General features: G+C 71.5%; 20 protein-coding genes. 15 read left to right on the forward strand and 5 right to left on the reverse strand.

The window, feature by feature from the left end; genetic code table 11:
- Positions 1-6: 6 nt before the first annotated feature.
- From ABZ833_RS05290 to ABZ833_RS05350, 13 genes are read left to right on the forward strand one after another with little or no spacing between them, the layout of a single operon-like run.
- Positions 7-1,539, forward strand: coding sequence for a right-handed parallel beta-helix repeat-containing protein (locus ABZ833_RS05290; protein WP_361041176.1), 1,533 nt, complete (start codon positions 7-9; stop codon positions 1,537-1,539).
- 1 nt (position 1,540) lies between these two features.
- The gene (locus tag ABZ833_RS05295) at positions 1,541-2,845 is read left to right on the forward strand and encodes an O-antigen ligase domain-containing protein (protein WP_361041179.1); all 1,305 of its coding nucleotides are present in this window, start codon (positions 1,541-1,543) and stop codon (positions 2,843-2,845) included.
- A gap of 2 nt (positions 2,846-2,847) precedes the next feature.
- A complete protein-coding gene (locus ABZ833_RS05300; RefSeq protein WP_361041181.1) occupies positions 2,848-4,125 on the forward strand; it encodes a glycosyltransferase in 1,278 nt (425 codons plus the stop codon).
- The gene (locus ABZ833_RS05305) at positions 4,122-5,357 is read left to right on the forward strand and encodes a class I SAM-dependent methyltransferase (RefSeq protein ID WP_361041183.1); all 1,236 of its coding nucleotides are present in this window, start codon (positions 4,122-4,124) and stop codon (positions 5,355-5,357) included. Before ABZ833_RS05300 ends, ABZ833_RS05305 begins: the two co-directional genes overlap by 4 nt.
- Entirely contained in the window at positions 5,354-6,148 is a 795-nt protein-coding gene (locus ABZ833_RS05310; protein ID WP_361041185.1) for a glucose-1-phosphate cytidylyltransferase, read from the forward strand. Before ABZ833_RS05305 ends, ABZ833_RS05310 begins: the two co-directional genes overlap by 4 nt.
- Positions 6,145-6,792: a PIG-L deacetylase family protein gene (locus ABZ833_RS05315; protein ID WP_361041188.1), complete on the forward strand. Its 648-nt coding sequence runs from the start codon at positions 6,145-6,147 to the stop codon at positions 6,790-6,792. Before ABZ833_RS05310 ends, ABZ833_RS05315 begins: the two co-directional genes overlap by 4 nt.
- Before the next feature lie 3 nt (positions 6,793-6,795).
- Positions 6,796-7,821: an SDR family oxidoreductase gene (locus ABZ833_RS05320; RefSeq protein WP_361041191.1), complete on the forward strand. Its 1,026-nt coding sequence runs from the start codon at positions 6,796-6,798 to the stop codon at positions 7,819-7,821.
- On the forward strand, positions 7,818-9,092 hold the full coding sequence (locus tag ABZ833_RS05325; RefSeq protein WP_361041194.1) for a DUF4910 domain-containing protein: 1,275 nt from the start codon (positions 7,818-7,820) through the stop codon (positions 9,090-9,092). Before ABZ833_RS05320 ends, ABZ833_RS05325 begins: the two co-directional genes overlap by 4 nt.
- Before the next feature lie 5 nt (positions 9,093-9,097).
- Positions 9,098-10,387, forward strand: a complete 1,290-nt coding sequence (locus ABZ833_RS05330; protein WP_361041196.1) for a hypothetical protein — start codon at positions 9,098-9,100, stop codon at positions 10,385-10,387.
- A complete protein-coding gene (locus tag ABZ833_RS05335) occupies positions 10,384-11,349 on the forward strand; it encodes a glycosyltransferase family 2 protein (protein ID WP_361041199.1) in 966 nt (321 codons plus the stop codon). Before ABZ833_RS05330 ends, ABZ833_RS05335 begins: the two co-directional genes overlap by 4 nt.
- Positions 11,346-12,578, forward strand: a complete 1,233-nt coding sequence (locus ABZ833_RS05340; protein ID WP_361041202.1) for a polysaccharide pyruvyl transferase family protein — start codon at positions 11,346-11,348, stop codon at positions 12,576-12,578. Before ABZ833_RS05335 ends, ABZ833_RS05340 begins: the two co-directional genes overlap by 4 nt.
- The gene (rfbC, locus tag ABZ833_RS05345; protein WP_361041205.1) at positions 12,575-13,138 is read left to right on the forward strand and encodes a dTDP-4-dehydrorhamnose 3,5-epimerase; all 564 of its coding nucleotides are present in this window, start codon (positions 12,575-12,577) and stop codon (positions 13,136-13,138) included. Before ABZ833_RS05340 ends, rfbC begins: the two co-directional genes overlap by 4 nt.
- A gap of 7 nt (positions 13,139-13,145) precedes the next feature.
- Complete coding sequence (locus ABZ833_RS05350; RefSeq protein WP_361041208.1) at positions 13,146-14,471, forward strand: glutamate-1-semialdehyde 2,1-aminomutase; 1,326 nt, start codon at positions 13,146-13,148, stop codon at positions 14,469-14,471.
- Between the two features lie 17 nt (positions 14,472-14,488).
- Here the strand turns inward: ABZ833_RS05350 and ABZ833_RS05355 are convergent, their stop codons facing one another.
- The 4 genes from ABZ833_RS05355 to ABZ833_RS05370 all read right to left on the reverse strand — a co-directional run bounded on the left by ABZ833_RS05355 (position 14,489) and on the right by ABZ833_RS05370 (position 18,527).
- On the reverse strand, positions 14,489-15,193 hold the full coding sequence (locus ABZ833_RS05355) for a phosphatase PAP2 family protein (protein ID WP_361041211.1): 705 nt from the start codon (positions 15,191-15,193) through the stop codon (positions 14,489-14,491).
- 118 nt (positions 15,194-15,311) lie between these two features.
- Positions 15,312-15,989, reverse strand: a complete 678-nt coding sequence (locus ABZ833_RS05360; protein WP_361041214.1) for a hypothetical protein — start codon at positions 15,987-15,989, stop codon at positions 15,312-15,314.
- Between the two features lie 115 nt (positions 15,990-16,104).
- Complete coding sequence (locus ABZ833_RS05365; RefSeq protein ID WP_361041216.1) at positions 16,105-17,760, reverse strand: thiamine pyrophosphate-binding protein; 1,656 nt, start codon at positions 17,758-17,760, stop codon at positions 16,105-16,107.
- Entirely contained in the window at positions 17,757-18,527 is a 771-nt protein-coding gene (locus ABZ833_RS05370) for a cyclase family protein (RefSeq protein WP_361041409.1), read from the reverse strand. Before ABZ833_RS05370 ends, ABZ833_RS05365 begins: the two co-directional genes overlap by 4 nt.
- Before the next feature lie 340 nt (positions 18,528-18,867).
- Between ABZ833_RS05370 and ABZ833_RS05375 the strand changes: the two genes are divergently transcribed.
- Both ABZ833_RS05375 and ABZ833_RS05380 read left to right on the forward strand, forming a co-directional pair.
- Complete coding sequence (locus ABZ833_RS05375; RefSeq protein ID WP_361041219.1) at positions 18,868-19,413, forward strand: pyridoxamine 5'-phosphate oxidase family protein; 546 nt, start codon at positions 18,868-18,870, stop codon at positions 19,411-19,413.
- Between the two features lie 200 nt (positions 19,414-19,613).
- Positions 19,614-20,684: a hypothetical protein gene (locus ABZ833_RS05380; RefSeq protein WP_361041221.1), complete on the forward strand. Its 1,071-nt coding sequence runs from the start codon at positions 19,614-19,616 to the stop codon at positions 20,682-20,684.
- A 149-nt stretch (positions 20,685-20,833) separates the two neighbouring features.
- Here the strand turns inward: ABZ833_RS05380 and ABZ833_RS05385 are convergent, their stop codons facing one another.
- A complete protein-coding gene (locus ABZ833_RS05385; RefSeq protein WP_361041224.1) occupies positions 20,834-22,012 on the reverse strand; it encodes an acyl-CoA dehydrogenase family protein in 1,179 nt (392 codons plus the stop codon).
- Between the last annotated feature and the right edge of the window lie 178 nt (positions 22,013-22,190).

A 22,190-nucleotide genomic window follows, 5' to 3' on the forward strand; every position in this document is an offset into this window, starting at 1 on the left:
GGACGCGTGGGGATCAAGTGGCGGCACTGGGCGCTGCCGGCGGCACCGCTGGCGCTGGCCCTGCTGGCGACCGGCTGTACGAGCACGCCGGACGCCGGGGCGGAGCCGACCCGTACGCCGACCACGTCCGGTGCGTCGTCCAAGTCCGTGGCCCGGGTGTGCGCCAAGCCCGCGCCCGGTCCCGCGAAGGCGCCGGCGGGTGCGGTGAAGGTCGACCCCGCGGTGACCGGTGATCTGGCGGCGAAGACCAAGAGCAGCCCGCCGAACACCACGTTCTGGCTCCGGCCCGGCAAGCACAAGCTCGATCCCGACCGCTTCGCCCAGATCATCCCCAAGAAGGGGAACCGCTACGTCGGCGCACCGGGCGCGGTGCTCGACGGCCGGAAGACCAACCAGTACGCGTTCGGCGGCACCGCCCGCGACGTCTCCATCCGCCACCTGACCGTGCAGCGGTTCGTGGCGCCGCCGGACGAGGGCGTGGTCAACCACGACTCGGCCGACGGGTGGCTGATCGAGCACTCCAAGATCCAGAACAACTCCGGTGCCGGGCTGATGGCCGGTGCACGCCAGCGGGTCCGCGCCAACTGCTTGCGCGACAACGGTCAGTACGGAATGAACGCGTACAAGGCGGGCGGCCGCATCAGCGGTCTGGTGGTCGAGGGCAACGAGATCGTGGGCAACAACACCGGCGACTGGGAGCGGCGGCGCAAGGGCTGCGGCTGCACCGGAGGCATCAAGTTCTGGGCCGTCAACGGGGCGGACGTGCGCGGGAATTGGGTGCACGACAACCGCGGGACCGGGTTGTGGGCGGACACCAACAACAACGACTTCCGCATCGAGGACAACGTCCTGGAGGCCAACGACGGTGCCGCGCTGATCTACGAGACCAGCTACAACGCGGTCATCCGCAAGAACACGGTCCGGCGGAACAACTGGGTCGAGGGCCGCAAGAACGCCCGCGGCGACAACTTCCCGTTCGCGACCATCTACCTGTCCGAGTCCGGCGGCGAACCACGGGTCCGGGCGCGCACGGACAAGATCGAGATCTACCGGAACGTGCTGGAGAACAACTGGTCCGGGATCACCCTGTGGGAGAACGCCGACCGGTTCTGCAACAGCCCGGCCAACACCTCGTCCGGTGACTGCACGTTGCTGGTGAAGGACACCGACCGCTGCGCGCGGCCGAAGATCGCCACCGCACCGCTGTACGCCGACTGCCGGTGGAAGACCCAGCGGGTGGACATCCACGACAACCGCTTCGTCCTCGACAAGTCCGTCGTCAAGTGCACGGACAAGTGCGACCGCATGGCGGTCCTCGCCAACTACGGCACCTATCCGGACTGGTCGCCGTACAAGGGCGAGCGGGTGGCCGAGGCGATCACCCGCAAGCAGCACAACCGCTGGCACGACAACGACTACCTCGGACCGTGGAGGTTCGTCGCCCACGAGCCGAGCCGGGTGCTCGACTCCGGGGAGTGGCAGGGCACGCCGTACGAGCAGGACAAGGGCAGCACCTTCGGCCCACGGGCCGGTGGTTGAGGTGGGCGGGTACCTGAGGCGTGACGGGCTGCCGGGCGGAATCGACACGGCTGACACCCGGCCCGGCGTCGAACCGCGCCCTGCCGGTACACCGAGGGCCGTCGGGATCGTCTGGGGACTGCTGATCCTCAACACGCTCGGCTCCGCCGGGGCGGAGACCATCATTCCGCTGCCCCGCTCCCTCATCCAGATGGTCACCATGGGGGCGCTGGTCGCCGCGTTCGCGCTCGCGCTCACGGTCAACCTCCGGCTGCGCTTCCGGGCCAGCGCCTTCCTGTTCCTGCTCACCCTGCTGCTCGTGCCGAGCGTGATCTCCAGCGCGCACCTGGAGTCCGGGTTCGGCGCGCTGTTCCGCTGCGGCCGGTTCGCTCTCTTCGTCGGCACGCTGTGGCTGCTCAGCCGCTGGTGGGACGGCGGCCTGACGTTCGTCAGGCACCACATCCGGATGTACTTCGCGGTGCTCGGGTCGGTGGCCGCGGGCGCGGTCATCTCACCGGGCGCCGCCCTGCCCGAGATCTACGGCGGCCGTCTCGTCGGTGCGCTGTGGCCGCTCACCCCGCCACAGATCGGACAGTACGCCGCGGTGATCATCGGGCTCACCGTGCTGCTCCTGCTGGGCCGCCGGACCGACCGGACCAGCGCGGCGGTGGTCATCGTGCCGTCACTCGTCCTGCTCGCGCTGACCCACACCAGAACGGCCACGCTCGGCATGCTCATCGGCCTCGCGGTGGCGATCAGCTCGCTCATCCTGACCAGCGCCGCCGCCCGCCGGTTCTTCACCTGGGCGGTGCTGTGCGCCGTCGTGGCCGTGGCGGGGTTCAGCTCCGCCATGCAGGCGTGGTACATGCGCGGACAGACCCAGGAGTACTTCTCGAGCCTCAACGGCCGGGCCAAGGTCTGGGACGCCCTGCTGGCGGCGCCGCGGACGACCTCGGAGAAGGTGTTCGGCGTGGGCCTCGGCGACAAGTCGTTCGGCGGGCTGCCGATCGACAACAGCTGGCTGGCCGTCTACCACGAGCAGGGTCTGACCGGCGCCGCCATCGTGGTGGCGATCATCGTCGTCCTTGCCGGCGTCGCGTTGCTGCGGCCGCCGTCGCTCTCCAGGGCCTGCGCGATCTTCCTGATCACTTACTGCGCGATCGCGTCGTACACCGAGGCCGGTCTCGGGGACGCCTCGCCGTACCTGCTGCATCTGGCCCTGGCCGCCTCGCTGCTCGCGGCGCCCGCCGCGGCCGCGCACCTGCCGACGCCCGCAGTGCCGCGACGACGTGTCCCGCGCTGGGCCCGGAAATCGGAGGTGACCTGAGCATGCACATCCTCGTGGTGCACAACCGCTACAACTCGGCGCAGCCGAGCGGCGAGAACAAGGTCGTCGACCAGGAGGCGGCGCTGCTGCGCGCGGCCGGCCACCGGGTCGAGGTGTTCGAGCGGCGCAGCGACGACATCGCCGCGATGTCCCTGCTCGCCAAGGCCGCGGTGCCGCTGCTCGTGCCGTGGAACCCGGCGGTCCGGGGGGAGCTCGCCGCCCGTCTTCGCGCCGAGCGGCCGGACGTGGTGCACGTCCACAACGTCTTCCCACTCCTGTCGCCCGCGGTCCTCGCCGCCTGCGCCGACGCGGGCGTGCCCGCCGTCGCCACGCTGCACAACTACACCCAGGTCTGCCCGCCCGGCACACTGCAGCGGGACGGGAAGCCGTGCACCGAGTGCGTCGGCGGGTCACCGCTGCCCGCCGTCCGGCACGGCTGTTACCGGAGCTCCCGCCTCGCTACGGTGCCGCTCGCCGTCAGCCTGTCGGCCAACCGGCGGCGGTGGTGGTCCGGCGTGGAGCGCTTCCTGTGCATCTCCGCGGCGCAGCGCGACGTCCTGGTGCGGTCCGGCATGCCATCCGAACGCCTCGTGGTGAAGCACAACTTCGTGCCGGAGCCGGACGCACGCCGAGCGGGCGACGGCGAGCATCTGCTCTATCTCGGCCGCCTCGCGGAGGCCAAGGGCGTGCGGCTGCTCATGGCCGCATGGGACGAGATCGCGGCGAGCGGCGGCGTGGGCGTGCCCCTCGTGATCGCCGGCGCGGGGCCGCTGGAACGCGAGGTGACCGACTGGGCTGCGGGCCGGGACGACGTGCGGTACGTCGGCCTGTACGACCCGGCGGAGTGCCGCAAGGCCGTCGCGCGGTCGGTCGCCGTGGTGGCCCCCTCGACGTGGCTCGAGGCGTTCGGCCTGGTGGTCGTGGAGGCGATGGCGGCGGGGGTTCCGGCCGTCGCCGCCGGTCACGGCGCCTTCGTCGAACTCGTCGACGACGGGGTGACCGGGCTGCTGCACCGGCCGGGCGACGCCGCATCGCTGGCGTCCTGCATACGCCGGGTCGCGGCCGAGCAGGGCCGCAACCGGGAGATGGGCCAGGCGGCCCGGCGCCGATATGAGCAGGGCTTCAGCCCGGCCGTCGGCCTGGAGCGCCTGGTGGATGAGTACCGCACCGCGATCGCGGGTCGGTCCGGCGGCGGGGACAGCCCGCCGCCGTTGGGGGACGGAAACACCGGCTCGCGACGGGGCACCCGCGCGAGCAGGGGGGATGGGGACAGCACATGACACGATGCCGACTCTGCGGCTCAGCGACGCTGGCAAGCGTCGTCGATCTGGGGGCGACCCCGCCGTGCGAGAGTTTTCTCGCCGCGGAGCAACTGGACGAGCCGGAGCCTGCGTACCCGCTGCACCTGCGGGTCTGCACCGACTGCTGGCTCGCGCAGATACCGCCGCTGATCACGCCGGAGGACACGTTCACGCACTACGCGTACTTCTCCTCCTACTCGACCTCCTGGGTGGAGCACGCGCGCACGTTCGTCGACGACGCCGCGGCGCGGGTGGGGCTCGGCCCCGACGCCTTCGTGGTGGAAGTCGCGAGCAACGACGGGTACTTGCTGAAGCACGTGGTGGACCGGGGGATCCGCTGCCTGGGCGTCGAGCCGTCGGTGAACGTCGGCGCCGCGGCGCGCGACGCGGGTGTGCCCACGCTCACGGCGTTCCTGGACCCGGCCACCGGCGCGGCCGTCCGCGCCGAGCACGGCCCTGCGAACCTGGTCGTGGCCAACAACGTGTACGCGCACATCCCCGACGTGGTCGGGTTCACCCAGGGGCTGCGCGCCCTGGTCGCCGACGACGGCTGGGTCTCCATCGAGGTGCAGCACCTGCTGACCCTGATCGAGGAGAACCAGTACGACACGATCTACCACGAGCACTTCCAGTACTACACGGTCGCGTCCGCGGCCCGCGCCCTCGCGAGCGGCGGACTCACGCTCGTGGACGTCGAGTTGCTGCCCACGCACGGCGGCTCCATCCGGCTGTGGGCCAGGCCGTCCGAGGTGGCCGGCGAGCAGACTCGGCAAGTGGCCGACGTACTGGACAAGGAGAAGGCGGCCGGGCTGCAGGAGCTGTCGGGGTACGCCGAGTTCGCCGCCCGGGTGGCCAAGGTGCGCCGGGACCTCCTGCGGTTCCTCATCGACGCCGCCGAGCGCGGCGAGACGGTCGTCGGCTACGGCGCACCGGGCAAGGGCAACACCCTGCTCAACCACTGCGGCATCCGGCCCGACCTGCTCCCGTACACGGTCGACCGCAACCCCTACAAGCACGGCAGGTTCACCCCCGGCACCCGCATCCCGATCCTGGCGCCCGAGCAGATCGCCGCCGACCGGCCGGACTACGTCCTCGTCCTGCCGTGGAACCTGCGGGCCGAGCTGGTCGAGCAGCTGTCCTTCGTGCACACCTGGGGCGGCCGCCTCGTCTTTCCCATCCCGGAACTGAGCATTGTCGAGGGGACATCATGAAGGTCGTACTCTTCTGCGGCGGTTACGGGATGCGGATGCGCAGCGGCGCCGCCGACGACGTGCCCAAGCCGATGGCGATGGTCGGCCCTCGACCGCTGATCTGGCATGTCATGCGCTACTACGCGCACTTCGGGCACACGGAGTTCATCCTGTGCCTCGGATACGGGGCCCACCACATCAAGAACTTCTTCCTCAACTACGAGGAGACGACGTCCAACGACTTCATACTGCGGGGCGGGCGGACCGAGCTGCTCTCCACCGACATCTCGGACTGGACGATCACGTTCGCGCAGACCGGCATCGAGTCGCCGATCGGGGAGCGGCTGCGCCGGGTGCGCCACCACCTGGACGGCGACGAGATGTTCCTCGCCAACTACGCCGACGTACTGACCGACGCCCCGCTGTCGGAGATGATCGAGAAGTTCACCCTGCGTGATGCCGGTGCGTCGATGATGGTGGTGCCTCCGCAGTCCTCCTTCCACTGTGTGGAGCTGGGCGAGGACGGCCTGGTGGGGGGCATCACCCCGGTGAGCGAACTGCCGATGTGGGAGAACGGCGGCTACTTCGTGCTCCGTCAGGAGGTCTTCGACCACATACCGGAGAACGGGGACCTGGTCGCCGACGGATGCGCCCAACTGGCCAAGCAGGGACGCCTGGTGGCGCACCAGCACCGCGGCTTCTGGAAGCCGACCGACACCGTGAAGGAGCGGGCCTCGCTCGACGCCGGCTACGCAAGGGGCGAGCGCCCCTGGGCCGTGTGGGAACGGGACGGCGCGGGGGCGAGGGCATGATCCGGCTCGGGACCCGCAGCCTTGACCGGGTCGTCGCGGTGGGCGCGCACTGCGACGACATCGCCATCGGCGCGGGCGGAACGCTCCTCGCGATGTGTCTCGCGCGGCCGGGTCTCCGCATCGAAGCGCTGGTGCTCTCCGGCGGCGGCACCGAGCGTGAGCAGGAGGAGCGGGCCGCGCTCGCCGCCTTCTGCCCGGGAGCTGAACTGCGCCTCACCGTGCTGAAGTTGCCGGACGGCCGGATGCCCGTGCACTGGGACGAGGCCAAGGCCGCGATCGAGGAGCTGCGCGGGCGGAGCGATCCGGATCTGGTGCTCGCGCCGCGTACCGATGACGCGCACCAGGATCACCGCGGCCTCGCGCAGCTGGTGCCCACCGCGTTCCGCGACCACCTCGTGCTCGGCTACGAGATCGTCAAGTGGGACGGCGATCTCGGCCGTATGGCGGCGTACCAGCCGCTGTCGCCGGAGATCGCCGAACAGAAGGTGCGGCTGCTGGAGGAGCACTACCCCTCGCAGCACCGCCGGGCCTGGTACGACCGGGAGGCCTTCCTCGGCCTCGCACGGATCCGCGGTATCGAATGCAACGCGCGTTACGCCGAGGCGTTCGCCGTCACCAAACTCACTCTCAACCTGGGGGAATGAACCTTGCGCGTACTGCTGACCGGACATCAGGGCTACCTGGGCACCGTGATGACCCCGGTCCTCGCGGCCGCCGGACACGAGGTCGTCGGGCTCGACTCCGGCCTGTTCGCCGACTGCGTCCTCGGCCCGCCCCCCGCGGACCCGCCGGGGCACCGGGTGGACCTGCGTGACGTCACGGCCGAACACCTGGCCGGGGTGGACGCCGTGATCCATCTGGCCGCGCTGTCCAACGACCCGCTGGGCTCGCTGGCGCCCGACCTCACGTACGACATCAACCACCACGCGTCCGTACGCCTCGCCCGGCTCGCCCACGACGCCGGCGTGCGGCGCTTCCTGTACGCGTCCACCTGCTCGGTCTACGGCGCCGCCGGCGGCAGCGACCTGGTGACCGAGGACGCCCCGCTGCGCCCCGTGACGCCGTACGCGGAGTCCAAGGTGCGGGTGGAGGACGACCTGCACGCCCTGGCCGACGGCGACTTCAGCCCGGTGTTCATGCGCAACGCCACGGCCTTCGGCTACTCGCCCCGGCTGCGCGCCGACATCGTCCTGAACAACCTGGTGGGCCACGCGCTCCTGTCCGGCGAGGTGCTCGTGCTCTCCGACGGCACCCCCTGGCGCCCGCTGGTGCACGCCGCCGACATCGCGCGGGCCTTCGCGGCCGCGCTCACCGCACCGCGGGAAGCGGTGCACGACCGGGCGTTCAACATCGGCAGCGAGATCAACAACGTCACGGTCGCCGAGATCGCCGAGCAGGTCGCCGACGCGGTGTCCGGCTCGAAGGTGGTGATCACCGGGGAGACCGGTGCCGATCCGCGGTCGTACCGCGTGGACTTCTCCCGGTTCCGCGCCGCGATACCCGGCTTCGACTGCGAGTGGACGGTGAAGCAGGGAGCGATCGAACTCGCCGACGCCTACCGCTCGTTCGGCCTGACCCGGGAGGACTTCGAGCAGCGCTTCACGCGCTTGGCCGTGCTGCGCGCGGCGTCCGAGGCCGGCACCGTCGACGACACCCTGCGGCGGCGCGGATGACCACCGCCGGTGAACAGATGCACGCGCTGGTGGAGCGGCTGTACCCGCTGTGCCGGAGCATCACCGGCGACGGCGTGCGCGCCACCCTGGACATCGTCGGCGAGTACGTCCCGCTGCACGTGCACGAGGTGCCGACCGGGACGCAGGTGCTCGACTGGACGGTGCCGCAGGAGTGGAACATCCGGGACGCGTACGTCGCCGACTCCGCGGGCCACCGCGTCGTCGACTTCGCCGCGTCCAGCCTGCACGTGCTCGGCTACAGCGTGCCGGTGTCGCGGACCATGCCGCTCGCCGAGCTGCGCGAACACCTGCACACGCTGCCGGACCACCCGGCCTGGGTGCCGTACCGCACCAGCTACTACAAGCCGGAATGGGGCTTCTGCCTGGCCCAGGAGACCTTGGACGCGCTGCCGGACGGCGACTACGAGGTGTGCGTCGACTCCACGCTCGCCGACGGCCACCTCACCTACGCCGAGCACGTGATCCCCGGGCAGGTCCCCGACGAGGTGATCGTCTCCTGCCACGTCTGCCACCCGTCGCTGGCCAACGACAACCTTGCGGGCATCGCGGTGGCGACGTTCCTGGCGCGGGCGCTGGCGGAGCAGACGCCGTACTACACCTACCGGTTCATCTTCGCGCCCGGCACCATCGGGGCCATCACCTGGCTGGCGCAGAACGCGGAGCGGATCGAGCGGGTCAAGCACGGTCTCGTGCTGGCCTGCGCAGGCGACCGGGGCCGGCTGACGTACAAGCAGAGCAGGCGCGGCGACGCGGAGATCGACCAGGTGATGCGGCACATGCTGGCCGCGTCCGAACGCCCGCACCACGTCACCGAGTTCACTCCGTACGGCTACGACGAGCGGCAGTTCTGCTCCCCCGGGTTCGATCTCGGCGTGGGCTCGCTCAGCCGGACGCCGTACGCGGGCTACCCCGAGTACCACACCTCGGCGGACAACCCGGACTTCGTCTCCCCGGACGCGATGGAGGACACGCTCGCCGTCTGCCGTGAGGCGTTCGCCGTGCTCGACCGGAACCGGCGGTACGTCAACCTCAGCCCCTACGGCGAACCACAGCTGGGCCGACGGGGGTTGTACGAATCGCTCGGCGGCCGCAGCGACGCGAAGCAGGCCCAGATGGCCATGCTCTGGGTGCTGAGCCTCTCCGACGGCGGGCACAGTCTCCTTGACGTCGCCGAGCGGGCAGGCCTTCCGTTCGACACGGTCGCCGCCGCGGCCGATGCCCTGCACGGCGCCGGGCTGATCAAGGCGTGAAGCCGATGACCACCGAGGGGGAGAAGACGAGGCCGACGGTGGTGACCGCCAAGCGGGCCATGGTCGGCAGGCTGTCCTGGGGGCTTGCCGACCAGGCGGCCTCCAGCATGACCAACTTCGCGGTGGGGATCTACGTGGCACGCTCGCTGGGCGTGACCGCGTTCGGCGTGTTCAGCCTGGCCTGGGTGACCTACGGCGTGGTGCTCAGCGTCTCCCGCGGTCTTGCCACCGACCCGCTCGTGGTGCGCTTCAGCGGTGTACCGGAAGCGTCTTGGCGCGGTGCGGTGGCCCGGTCGTCCGGCACCGCGCTCGGCGTCGGTGCGGCCATCGGCGCGGTGTCCCTGGTCGTCGGCCTCGCTCTCGGCGGCAGCGTGGGGCCCGCGTTCGCCTGCCTCGGCGTCATGCTGCCGGGGCTGCTCCTTCAGGACGCCTGGCGGTACTCGTTCTTCGCCGCGGGCACCGGGCGGAAGGCGTTCGTCAACGACCTCGTGTGGGGCGTCGCGCTCGTCCCGGCCCTGGTGGTGGCGGCCCGCGTGGGCACCGTGGCCGCCTTCGTGCTCGCCTGGGGCGCGGCCGCCTCGGTGGCCGCGGTGTACGGCTGCCTCCAGTCCGGCATCCGGCCCCGGATGACCGGGGCGCGCGCGTGGCTGCGCGAGCAGCGCGATCTCAGCTACCGGTACCTGGTCGAGAACGTCGGCGTCAGCGGGGCGAGCCAGCTGCGGGCGTACGGGCTCGGCGCGATCGTCGGGGTCGGCGCGGTGGGTGCGGTCCGGGGCGCGGAGCTGCTGCTCGGTCCGTTCCTCGCCGTCCTGATGGGGCTGTCCCTGGTCACCGTCGCGGAGGCGGCACGGGTGCTGCGGCGGGCCCCGCACCGCCTTGCCAGGTTCTGCCTCGTGCTCGGCGCCGGGCAGGCCGTCGCCGCGCTGCTCTGGGGCGCGGCGCTGGTCCTGATGCCGGACCGGCTCGGCGAGGCCGTGCTCGGCGACGTCTGGAGCTCCGCGTCGCAGCTCATCGTGCCGGCCGCACTCGGCGTCGCGGGCGCCGGCCTCGGCACCGGCGCGGCGGCGGGGCTGCGCGCACTCGGCGCGGCCCGGCGCAGCCTGCGCAGCCAACTGATCGCCTCCACCTGTTATGTCGGCGGCGGGCTCGGCGGGGCGGCCGTGGCCGGCACGGTCGGCTCGGCCTGGGGCGTCGCCGCCGCGACCGTCTGCAGCTCAGCCGTGTGGTGGCTGCAGCTGCGGTCCGCCCTGCGTGAGCGCCACCAGAACCCCATTCCCGAAGTGAGGACCTCATGACCGCGCAACCCAGGCTGAGCATCGGCCTGCCCGTGTACAACGGCGAGGAGTATCTCGCCGAGGCGCTCGACGCCCTGCTCGGCCAGACCTACGAGGACTTCGAGCTGGTCATCACCGACAACGCGTCGACCGACGGGACCCAGGACATCTGCCGCAAGTACGCCGCGCGGGACTCGCGCATCCGGTACATCCGGCTGCTCCGGAACATCGGCGCCGCGCCGAACCACAACTACGTGTTCACCCAGTGCCGCGGCGAGTTGTTCAAGTGGGCCTCGCACGACGACCTGTACGCCAGGGACCTGCTGCGGCGCTGCGTGGAGGCCCTCGACGAGCGGCCGGACGTGGTCCTCGCGCACTCCGGCCAGGCGGTCATCGACGAGGAAGGACAGCTGAAGGTCCCGTACGAGTACGGGATCGCCACCGACCTGCCGCGCGCGCCGGAGCGCTTCCGCAGCTTCCTCTTCGAGCCAGGGGGCGACGACTTCTACGGGGTGATGCGGTCCGACGTGCTGCGCCGCGTGAAGCCGCACGACAGTTACCACCACGCGGACCGCACGTTCGTCGCCGAGATCGTCCTGCACGGGCCCTTCCACCAGGTGCCCGAGCTGCTGTACTTCCGCCGCGACCACCCCACCCGCGCCGAGCGCGCGAACCCTTCCAAGCGCTCCCGGTGCGTCAATCTGGACCCGCGCCGGGCGGGCCCGCTGCACCCGACGCCCCGGCTGCTCGCCGAGTACGTCTGGGGCTTCGCCTCGGCGATCCGGCGGGCGCCTCTGTCCTCCGCCGACCGTCGTGCGTGCTACCGCCACCTGGCCGCTTGGATGACCAGCCGGGCCCGGCCGGGCACCGGCGAGCGGGTCGAGGACCGCGCCCCGGTCGACCCGGCCGAGCTCACGGTCTCCGTCGACGCCCTCGTCGCGGGCCGTGAAGGCCGTGAAGGTCTTGAGGGGCGGCAGGCATGATCGCCGCGTCCGAAACCCCGGTGCGCGTCGGGGTGTTCGGCCTGCTCGGCTCCGGCAACCTCGGCAACGACGGGTCGCTCGAGGCCGTGCTCGGGTACCTCCGCGCCGAGCACCCGGAGGCGGTCGTGGACGCGCTGTGCGGCGGACCCGAGGTCGTCGAGGCGCGGTACCGGATCCCCGCGACGCGGCTGCACTGGTACCGCGGCGAGTACCGGACCGCGTCGCGTGCGGGCGCGATCGCGGGCAAGGGTCTGGGCAAACTCGTCGACGTCGTCCGCACCGCTGCCTGGGTGCGGCGGCACGACGTGGTGATCGTGCCGGGCATGGGCGTCCTGGAGGCCACGCTGCCGCTGCGGCCGTGGGGCTTCCCGTACTCGCTGTTCCTCCTCTGCGCGAGCGGCCGGCTGGTCGGCACCCGGGTCGCGCTGGTCGGCGTCGGCGCCGCCGCGATCGGCAACCGGTCGACCCGGGCCCTGGTGCGCTGGTCGGCGCGGCTCGCCACCTACCGGTCGTACCGCGACGCCCTGTCCCGCGACGCGATGCGGGCGATGGGCGTGGACACCGCGCGCGACGAGGTCTACCCGGACCTCGCCTTCGCCCTGCCGACACCGCCGGCGGGCGCGTCATCCGGTCAGCCTGGTCCGGTCTGCGTCGGCGTCATGGCCTTCCACGGCGGCGACGACGACCGCGCGCGGGCCGAGGAGATCCACCGGCGCTACCTCGACGGAACAACTCGGTTCGTCCGTACGCTGGTTGAGGACGGCAGGCAGGTCCGGCTGCTCACCGGCGACGCATGCGACGCGCCGGTGGTCGCCGCGATCCTCGACGCGGTGGGCTCGCCGCTGGTCACCGCATCCGATGCGGCCTCGCTCGCCGACCTCATGAAGGAGACGGCGGCTGCCGACACCGTGGTGGCGACCCGCTACCACAACCTGGTCTGCGCGCTGAAGGTCGGCACGCCGACGCTCGCACTCAGCTACGCGGCGAAGAGCGACGCCCTTATGGAGCGGATGGGCCTTGGGGCGTACTGCCACCCGGCCCGCGAGGTCGACGCCGACTCGCTGCTCAAGCAGTTCCGGGCCCTTGAGGAGCGATCGGCGGAGCTGCGGCGGACCCTCGCCGAGCGGAACCGGGTCGTCGCCCGGCAGCTCGAACAGCAATTCACCGCCTTGACCAAGGCCTTGTTCCCGGCAACCGACCACCCCCACGCCTTGCGGGAGGCTTCATGAAGGCGACCGAAGTCCCGGCGATCGCCGGCGCGTACTTGTTCGAGCCGACGCCGTACGCCGACGAACGCGGCTTCTTCTGCCGCACCTTCGACGCCGACGTGGTCCGCTCGGTGGGCCTCGACCCGGGCGCCTTCATCCAGGACAGCCTGTCCCGCTCTGCGCGGGGCGTGCTGCGCGGCCTGCACCTGCGCTCCGGAGCGGGCGAGGCCAAGCTGGTGCGGTGCTCGTACGGCAGGATCTTCGACGTCGTCGTGGACCTGCGGCCGGACTCGCCGACCTACCGCAACCGTGGCTTCTTCGAGCTGTCCGACGAGACGCAGGCGACCCTGTACATCCCTGCGGGGTGCGCGCACGGCTTCCAGGCGCTGACCGAGACCGCCGACACCTCGTACCGGATCGACCGCCCGCACGATCCGGCCGAGGACGTGACGATCGCCTTCGACGACCCGGAGCTCGCCATCGCCTGGCCGCTGCCGGTCACATCGATGTCCGAGCGGGACCGGAAGGCACCGGGCCTCGCCGAGGCCCTGGAGCAAGTCCTGAAGCGGAAAGAGAGCTGAAGTCAGCGTGGACACCGAAGAGTTCCTGCTGCCCCGGTCGCGGCAGGCGAACGAGCGGCTGCACGCCATGGTCCCCGGGGGCGCGCACACCTACGCCAAGGGCGACGACCAGTACCCCGAGAACCTGGCCCCGGTCATCAGCCACGGCCACGGTGCCCACGTGTGGGACGTCGACGGCAACCGCTACATCGAGTACGGCTCCGGCCTTCGGTCGGTCAGCCTCGGCCACGCCCACCCACGCGTGCTCGAGGCGGTACGGCGTGAACTCGACCGCGGCAGCAACTTCGTCCGGCCCTCCATCGTGGAGGTCGAGGCCGCGGAGCGCTTCCTGGCCACCGTGCCGACCGCCGAGATGGTGAAGTTCACGAAGAACGGCTCCGACGCCACCACCGCCGCGGTGCGCCTCGCCCGCGCCGTCACGGGGCGCCCGCGGGTGGCCATCTGCGGCGACCATCCGTTCTTCTCCGTCGACGACTGGTTCATCGGCACCACGCCGATGTCGGCCGGTATCCCTGCGGCGACCACCGAGCTCACCGTGGCGTTCCCTTACGGGGACCTGGCCGCCACGGAGGAGCTCCTGACCCGGTACCCGGACGAGGTCGCCTGTCTGATCCTCGAACCGGCCGGGCACACCGAGCCGCCGCCGGGATACCTCGCAGGCCTGCGCGAACTGGCCGACCGGCACGGCTGCGTACTGATCTTCGACGAGATGATCACCGGCTTCCGCTGGTCCGAGGCGGGCGCCCAGGGTCTGTACGGCGTCGTCCCCGACCTCTCGACGTTCGGCAAGGCGCTGGGCAACGGGTTCGCCGTCTCGGCGCTTGCCGGGCGCCGCGAGCTGATGGAGCGGGGCGGCCTTCGCCACTCCGGCGACCGGGTGTTCCTGCTGTCCACCACGCACGGCGCGGAAACACACTCGCTGGCCGCCGCGATGGCCGTGCAGACCACGTACGTCGAGGAGGGTGTCACCGCGCGACTGCACGCCATCGGCGAGCGGCTGGCCGCCGGTGTCCGCGACGCCGCGGCCTCCATGGGCGTCGGGGACCACATCGTCGTCCGGGGCCGGGCCAGCAACCTGGTGTTCGCCACTCTCGACGAGAACCGGCAGCCGTCGCAGGAGTACCGCACGCTGTTCCTGCGCCGGCTCCTCGCGGGCGGGGTGCTTGCCCCGTCGTTCGTGGTGAGCAGCGCGCTCGACGACGCCGACATCGACCACACCGTCGACGCGGTGGCCCAGGCATGTGCGGTGTACCGCAAGGCACTTGACGCCGCCGACCCCACGCCCTGGCTGGGCGGGCGGCCGGTGAAGCCCGTGTTCCGGCGCCTTGCGTGAGGTGACGTGGCGCGATGTCAGCGATGCTCCCGCCGACCGGCGTCGGCCGTTCGGTCGGCCAGCCGGTCGGCCGTACGGTCGACCAGCCACGCCGTCGCCGGTACCACCGCCAGCGCGGTGCACCAGCCGCCGAGGACGTCGGTCGGGTAGTGCGCGCCGAGGGCGACCTGCGCCCAGCCCATGGCGGCCCCGAAGACCAGCGCCGCGGCGAGCACGAGCAACGTACCGGCCGACCTGCCGAGGCCGAGCCGGCCGGTCGCGAGCAGCGCCACCACGAGGGCGAGCGCGGTGACGAAGGCGGCGTGCCCGCTCGGGTAGGACAGGTTCCCGTCGCCGTGGATGGTGCGGCCCACCACCTGCTTGATCAGCGTCGCCGTCCCCACGGTCAGGCCGGCGGCGGCCACGACGAGCACCGCCGCGCGAGTCCACCGAAGCAGCAGGCAGCCCGTCACGGCGGCCACGACAAGTGCCGCCGCTCCGGCCGGCTCCCCCAGGAAGTCCGTGGCCAGAGCGACGTTCCGCCACGGCGGCCGCACGCTGTCCGCCGTCGGGTCGACGAACCACCTGTCCACCCTGCCGGGCTCGCCGTGACCGGCGTAAAGGACCCCGAGCACGGCGACCACCAGCGTGGCGAGGATCGAGGTCAGTCCCAGCCACGCGCGCAGCGCCGGGGGCAGCACCGCGGGCGCCGGGTTCTCCGCGTACAGACAGGCACGGAACAACGACGTCTCCCCCGAGCGATGAGGCCCAGAGCCCTGAAGGACCCGGGCAGTTGCCACCGCCTCAAGTCCCCCACCCACAAGCGGTTCTGACGCATCATACGATCAGGGGAACCTCGGTCTATCCCACGCGCTCGATCCGCGCCTTGCGGATCAGGAACTTCCCGGCCTCGCGCACGTCTTCGAACGCGGCGTTGTTCAGCAGCACACAGCTGCCCGACGTCGAAGTGACCTCCACCGTGGTGGACTTGGAGTTGTCCAGGTTCGTCACCTTCAGCTGCGTACCGACGGGAAACTCGTTGCTGGACGCGGCCGGTGCACCGCCCTCGCCGGACAGCGTGACGGTGGAGCCTGCGCAGACGACCTCGCCTTCCGCCCCCGCGTCTCCGCCGTCCCCGGGCGGGGCCGTGACCGTGGCCGTGGCATCGCCACCCGGCTCCTCCACCGGTGGCTGGGCGGTGTCCCCACCGGCACCCTCACCGGCCCCGGCCTCTGCCCCCTCCCCCGCACCGGCATCCGCGTCCTCACCCGCATCACAGCCCGAGGCCGCCTGCTTTCGTTTGATCTCCTCGATCACCGCTTCCCGATTGGCGATCCGAGCCGCGGACTGCGCGTCCGGTTTCGCTCGCTGGCCCGCGATGAACTCCTCGTTGTTGGCCAGCGCGGTGGCCAGTCCGTCACACGCCACCGAGGCCTGGCTCGTACCGGTCATCACCACCGCGGTTCCCGCCACCAGCGCGGCGGCGCCCACTATGAGGGCGACCTTCTTCTTGCGGCTGAAAGTCTTCTTGCGCGACACGTGCGGCTCCTGTCCCCGGCGGTGCACACCACCACCGGATGGTTTCCGTGTGCCGTCACGTACGCGCAGCAGTCCCGTTCGTCTCAACCGCCCCACCAACAACCAGGTGGCGCACTCAGTGTCCGCGGAACGCCTCCTCGAGCCACCAAGCCCCGTGCTCCCGTACCACCTTGGCGTCGACGAGCAGCGGTGCGGCACGCGGGCCCGCGACCCAGTCCTGTACGCCCTTCAGGTCGGCCGGCGTGCGCACGGTCACCGCGTCGAAGCCGTAGCCGCGGGCCACGGCGGCGATGTCGGTGGGCGGGAACTCGACCGTGCCGAGCGGGAGTCCGTGCGGGCCGAAGTGGTGCACCTCCGCTCCGTACGCGTCGTCGTTGTAGACGACGATCACCATGGGCAGTCCGAGCCTGCGCACCGTGTCGAGTTCGACGGCGCTCATCAGCGCCCCTCCGTCGCCGAGCGCGGCCACCGCGAGGCGGTCCGGGCGGGCCAGCGCCGCGCCGATGGTGGTGGCGAGGCCGAGGCCGATGGACTGGAAGGCCTGGGTGAAGCACAGTCCGTGTTCGTCGGGGACGGACAGGTACATCGTCGGGTAGCCCATGAAGTTGCCCGAGTCGACGCCGATCACGCGCTGCGCGGGAAGGATGTCGTCGAGGGCGATACTCAGCGTCCGCGGGTCGATGCGGTCCCGGGTCCCGGTGTCGTCGTACGGGACGTCGCGCCAGCTCAGTCGCGCGGCGAGGGCGTCGGCGGTGGCGGAGGTGCGGTAGCCAGGGCCGCCCCTGTCGCCCAGCGCGGTGTGCGTCCTCTCCGCCGTCAGGAGCGTGTCGCCGGTGACCCCGAGGTGGACGGGGCGGTGCGCGCCGAGCGCCGCGGGGTCGTCGTCGACCTGGACCAGGGTCGTGTCCGGGCCGATGAGCCTGCCGTGCCGCGTGGTCCACATGGTGAGGGAACAGCCCAGGGCAACGATCACGTCGGCGCCCTGGATCAACTCGGCGGCGAGCGGCGACGAGAACCCGCCCGCGACATCGAGCGACCACGGGTTGCCCTGGAAGAGGCCGCGGGCCACCGCCGACGTCGCGAGCAGCGCGCCACAGCGCTCGGCGAGCGCCTCAAGGGCCTGGCGGCAGCCGGGGCCGCGCGCGCCGCGTCCGGCGACGAGCACCGGGCGCTCGGCGTGCGCGAGGATCTCGGCGAGGGCCGCGATGTCGTCGTCGGCGGGTACGACGGCGGGGCGCGGGGGCGGCGGCACCACGGCGGCCAGGGCCAGGTCCGCGCCCGGAACGTCCAGTGCCTGTTCCTGTACGTCGAGCGGAAGGTTGAGCACGACCGTGCACCGCTCCTCGACGGCACGGCGCACGGCGGCGTACGACTGCGCGACGGCGTCGGCCGCCGACGTCACGCGGGCACTGCGCGCGCCGACCGCCTCCGCCAACGCCCCTTGATCGACATGGAAGTTGGAGCGCGGATTGCAGGCCTCCGCCGCGAGCACGACGAGCGGCGTACGGCTCTTGGCGGCCTCGCCGATCCCGGTGAGGGCGTTGGTGAACCCGCACCCCTGGTGCACGCTGACCACCGTCACGGCGCCTCCGACGCGGGCGTAGGCGTCGGCCATGGTGGCGGCGCCACCCTCGTGGCGCGCCGCGACGAACTTCGCGCCCGCCGCCACCATCGCGTTGGTGACGTGGAAGTTGCCGGAGCCCACCACGCCGAAGACCTGGCCGACCCCCGCCGCGACCAGGGCACGCCCGACCGCTTCGGCGACCTTCACGACGGCCGCCCCGCGCGTTCGACGAGGGCGAGGACCCGCGCCGGCGCCCCGGAGCCGGAGACGATGGGCAGCGGCCCCGCGACGACGACGGCCCCGGTCGGTGGCAGCTCCGCCAGGTTCTGCAGCTGCGTCAGTCCGTATTTGCCGCTGCCCATGAGGTACGAGTGACAGGGAAACGCGGGCTCGAACGCGTGCGCCCGGCCCGCGTCGGTGCCCACCGTCTCCACGCCGAGCCCGACCACCGGCGACTGCTCGGCCACCCAGCGGGCGCACGCGGCGGACAGGCCCGGTGTATGAGGCCCGCTCTCGTCCGCGTTGAGGAACGGCTCCTGCGCGTACGACCTGCTGCTCCACCCGGTCCGCACCAGGAGCCACCCGCCGTCGGGCAGCGCCCCGTACCGGTTCTGCCACGCCTGTATGTGGTCCACCTCGATGAGGAAATCGGGGTCCTTGGAGACCTCGTCGGTGAAGTCGAGCACCACCGCGGGAGCCACGAGCTGGTGGGCGGGCACCGAGGCGACGTCGGCGAGGTCCTTGCCGGTGACCCAGTGGTTGGGTGCGTCGAAGTGGGTGCCGGTGTGCTCGCCGGTGCGGAAGTTGTTCCAGTACCAGGCGGGCCCCCGCTCGTCGTACCGGCTGATCTCCTCCAGCTCGAACACCTTGGTCTGCCCGAACTCGGGCGGCAGTTCAAGCACCGGCGTGGTGGACGACAACGGAGCGGTGAGATCGACGACTTCGATCGCGCCACCACGCAACCCCGCCACCAGGGCAGCGAGAACGGAGGGCGAGGAGGAACCGGACGCGGCTTCAGCTGCGGCTCCTGCTTCGGCTGCGGCTCCTGCTGGGGCTGCGGCTCCGGCTTGGGCTGTGGCTCCTGCTTCGGTTGCTGACGTTGACTCAGACATGCCTGCATCCTGAAGCCACCGACAGGGCGGCACAAGCGTCCGGCGTCCCTGGATCGGCGCCGGTCAACGCAGTGAATGAAGGAAGCGAGCAGGCTCAACCGCACGGCGCGACGTCCTGGCCGACACGCCCGGCCGCTTCAGCGATCCGGCCGGGCGCCGGGCTGCGTAGCCTTCGCCACATGACGAGGGAAGGGAGTCCCGCATGACGCCGAAGCAGCCCCAGACCGAGCTCGACGCCCGCTACAGCTCCGCGCTCAACCCGCGCCCGGGCGCGGAGAACGTCACCGCCACCGACTGGGCCAGGGCCCAGCGCGAGCTGCGGACCGCCGAGGTCTTCTGGATCACCACGATCCGGCCGGACGGCCGACTGCACGTCACGCCACTGATCGCCGCCTGGCACGACGGGGCACTGCACTTCAGCACCGGGCAGGGCGAGCAGAAGGCGAAGAACCTGGCCGGCAATGCCCACTGCGCACTCACCACAGGGCACAACTCGCTCTCCGAAGGCCTCGACATCGTGGTCGAGGGCACGGCGGAGCGGGTGACGGATCCGGCACGGCAGGAGGAGGTCATCGACGCGTTCGAGGCGCAGTACGGGGAGCACATCACCTCGCCGGAGGGCCCGTTCCACGGCTTCGGCGACAGCATCCGCAAGGGCACCGACCTGCTGTTCGCGGTGGCACCGGGCACGGCGTACGGCTTCGGGCACGACGGCCAGGTGTTCAGCCACACGCGCTACACCTTCTAGCGACGGGCGAGCCTCATCGGCTGGGCCGACGGAGCACCACCTCTTGAGGGAACCATCCTGGCCGCCCGCAACCCCGCGCGCGGCCGTGCACCGGTAGCTCGCTCCCAGCTGAAATACGTCTTTCGCGCGAGGTGGTTGTGCGGCCGGCGATGCCACACTCTGCACGGTGTCTTGCCAGGGCCCGCAGGGCTGGGGGAATCATGTCTGACGCAGCGGCATCGGCGAGGTCAGGTGCCGGTACCGGCACCGGCACCAGTCGGCGGTTATGGCCGTGGTCCGCCCAACGGGCCCTGCTATCAGCACCGTTGATCCTCGTAGCGCTGGTGCTGGCACTGACGCTGTCCAGGGGCGTGGCCGATTGGCCGGAGCAGGGCTACGACGGATGGCTGCTGCTGGGCATAGTTACGCTCAGCCTGCTGCCGGTCATACTGCTGTTCTTGCAGACGCTGAACGCCGGCAGCATCGAGGTGGCCGGGGTGTCACTGTCCTTCGCCGCGGCATCGGAGTCCGCGGCAGAAGTGGTGCGCACCGCGACACTCACCGAGAACCTCGATACTCCCGAGGACATGCCGCTCGAGCGGACCTCACTGCGGAGCATCCTCCGGGCCCTGCGACGAGCCCATGACAGCGAAGTCACGGTGGTCGATCTGCGGCAGGGCCAGACCTGGTGGGAGACCCGGCTGTTCATCCTCATCGCCGGGGCCGCGCGGCGGGACCGGCCGCAGGCCATCGCCTTCGTGGGCGAACGCAACGGAACGCCGGGCACCTTCCTGGGCTGGGCGCCACCGTCCCGGCTGCTGGCCGCACATCTCAAGGCCGATCCTCTGCTGAGCGCGGCCCATGAGCGGGCCCGCGCAAAGACCGCCGCCTGGCAGCTCGGCCAGCCCCTTCCGAACCCCCATGCATCCGTTGCCCCCTCCGTGATGCTTCCCTGGGGCGCCAACCAGAGCCTGCCGCCGGTGGAGAACCAGACACCGGACCCGGCGTTCGCCTTCGAGTTGTACCTGCAGCAGGACCTGGACAGACCGTCACCGGAATCAGGCCGCCTCGTGACCATCCAGCGTCTGCGTGAGCTGTACGAGGTCTTTCTGGTGACGGACAGCATCGACGCGCAGGCCCCGGACGACGCTTGGGCCGAGGTCCTCACCGCCAGCCCGCGCCGCTTCTTCGCCGTCACCACGGCAGGCAAGTTCAAAGTGCTCATCCCACGAGATGCCCTGGTCGCCGCTTTGGTGGCCCGCCTGGTGCGAGCCGAGGACCGACCGAGTTGAAGCGCAGGGAGCGGCCCACAGCTCCCCATAGCGCTCCCGGGCACGAAGACCAGAGCCCACCCGAGGGCCACCCCCACCTGCGACGTTTCCATCGGGACCACAGGATTTGAACCGGCTCCCGGAGGGGCGTGCCGGATGGTCAGGTCAGGTCAGGCCAGGTCGAGGAAGCTCCACCGGGCGTCCGGCTCGGCTCCGCTGAGCCACTTGCCGCAGTTCTGGAGCACGACAGGGCTCGACGTGATGTGCTGCGTGCCCGTGCCGAGGTCGCGCAGGAAGCGGTCCACCGGGCCGCGGCGGATCGCCGCCGAACCGGCCCAGCGGTGCACGGTGCGGCCCACCTCGTACACGGTCGAGGTCGTGTGATTGAGCACCAGACGGATCAGGGTGTCCTGCTCCGTGCTCGTCGACTCGCCCTGGTCCAAGGTCTGTTCGATGTCCCGCCAGACGTCGTTCACCCAGGCCCGGGCCGCCCGCAGCCTGGCCTCCGCCGTCGCGTACTCGGCGTGGAACTGGGAGGTGTCGACCGCGGCGGCCCGCGAACCGGTCCGCGCCGCGGCGACCCTCTTCAGCTCGTCCAGGAGCCGCCGGCCGACGCCGAGGGCCCAGCCCGTGTGCCCGATCGCTGACATGTTGACCAGGCCGAGGCGGTAGACGGCTCCGCCGTTGACCGGGGTGTCCGTGGTCGCGACGTACGTGTACTCGTGCGGTACGTACACATCGGTGCAGTGGTAGTCGATGCTGTGTGTCGCACGCAGCCCGAGCACGTCCCAGTTGCCGTCCAGGGCCACCTGCGACTTCGGCATCGCAAGGACCCGCAGCTCACCGGTGTCCTCGACCTGGATCGCGCTGTGGATGTGGGTGGCGTGCGCCATCCCGGAGGCGAACTGCCAGGCGCCGCTGACCCGGTAGCCGCCCTCCACGGGGACGGCCCGGCCGGGGCGCGTGCCGTGCCCGGAGAGCAGCGCGTACTTCCCGTTCGGCACGTCGGGGAACAGTTCGGCCGCCGCCTCCCCGGCGAGGTACGCCGCGGTGGTCCCGGTCATCAGCTGCAGCGCGAACATGGTCCACCCGGCCGAGGCGTCGTGGTAGCTCGCCCGCTCCACCGTCTCGATCAGCTGCCGCGGCGCGAACTCGTACCCGCCCAGGCTCAGCGGCAGCTCCGCCCGCACGATCCCCGCGTCGAGCAGTGCCCGCGCCGTGTCCTCCGGCAGCCTGCCCAACTCCTCGGCGGTATGGGCCTGTTCATCGAGCATCTCACCGAGCGCGTCGATCCGCTCCAGGACCCCCGCCAGTTCCGCACTGACGTGCAGCCGACCCTTGTCCCCCATGAGATCCCTCCCCTTGCGGCCTGTTTCTGGATCGTCTCACGCACGTCTCACACACCCACCCGGTGGCCCCGCCCGACGGCACCAACACGCCTTAACCGCCCCGCTGTTCACACCGGCGCCGCCGGTCCAGCAGGCCGGTCTTCACCGTGATGCCCCTCCCGTACGCGCCGGGCTCGCC

The organism is Streptomyces sp. NPDC047525 (genome assembly GCF_040643025.1).
Taxonomy (GTDB): Bacteria; Actinomycetota; Actinomycetes; order Streptomycetales; family Streptomycetaceae; genus Streptomyces; species Streptomyces durmitorensis.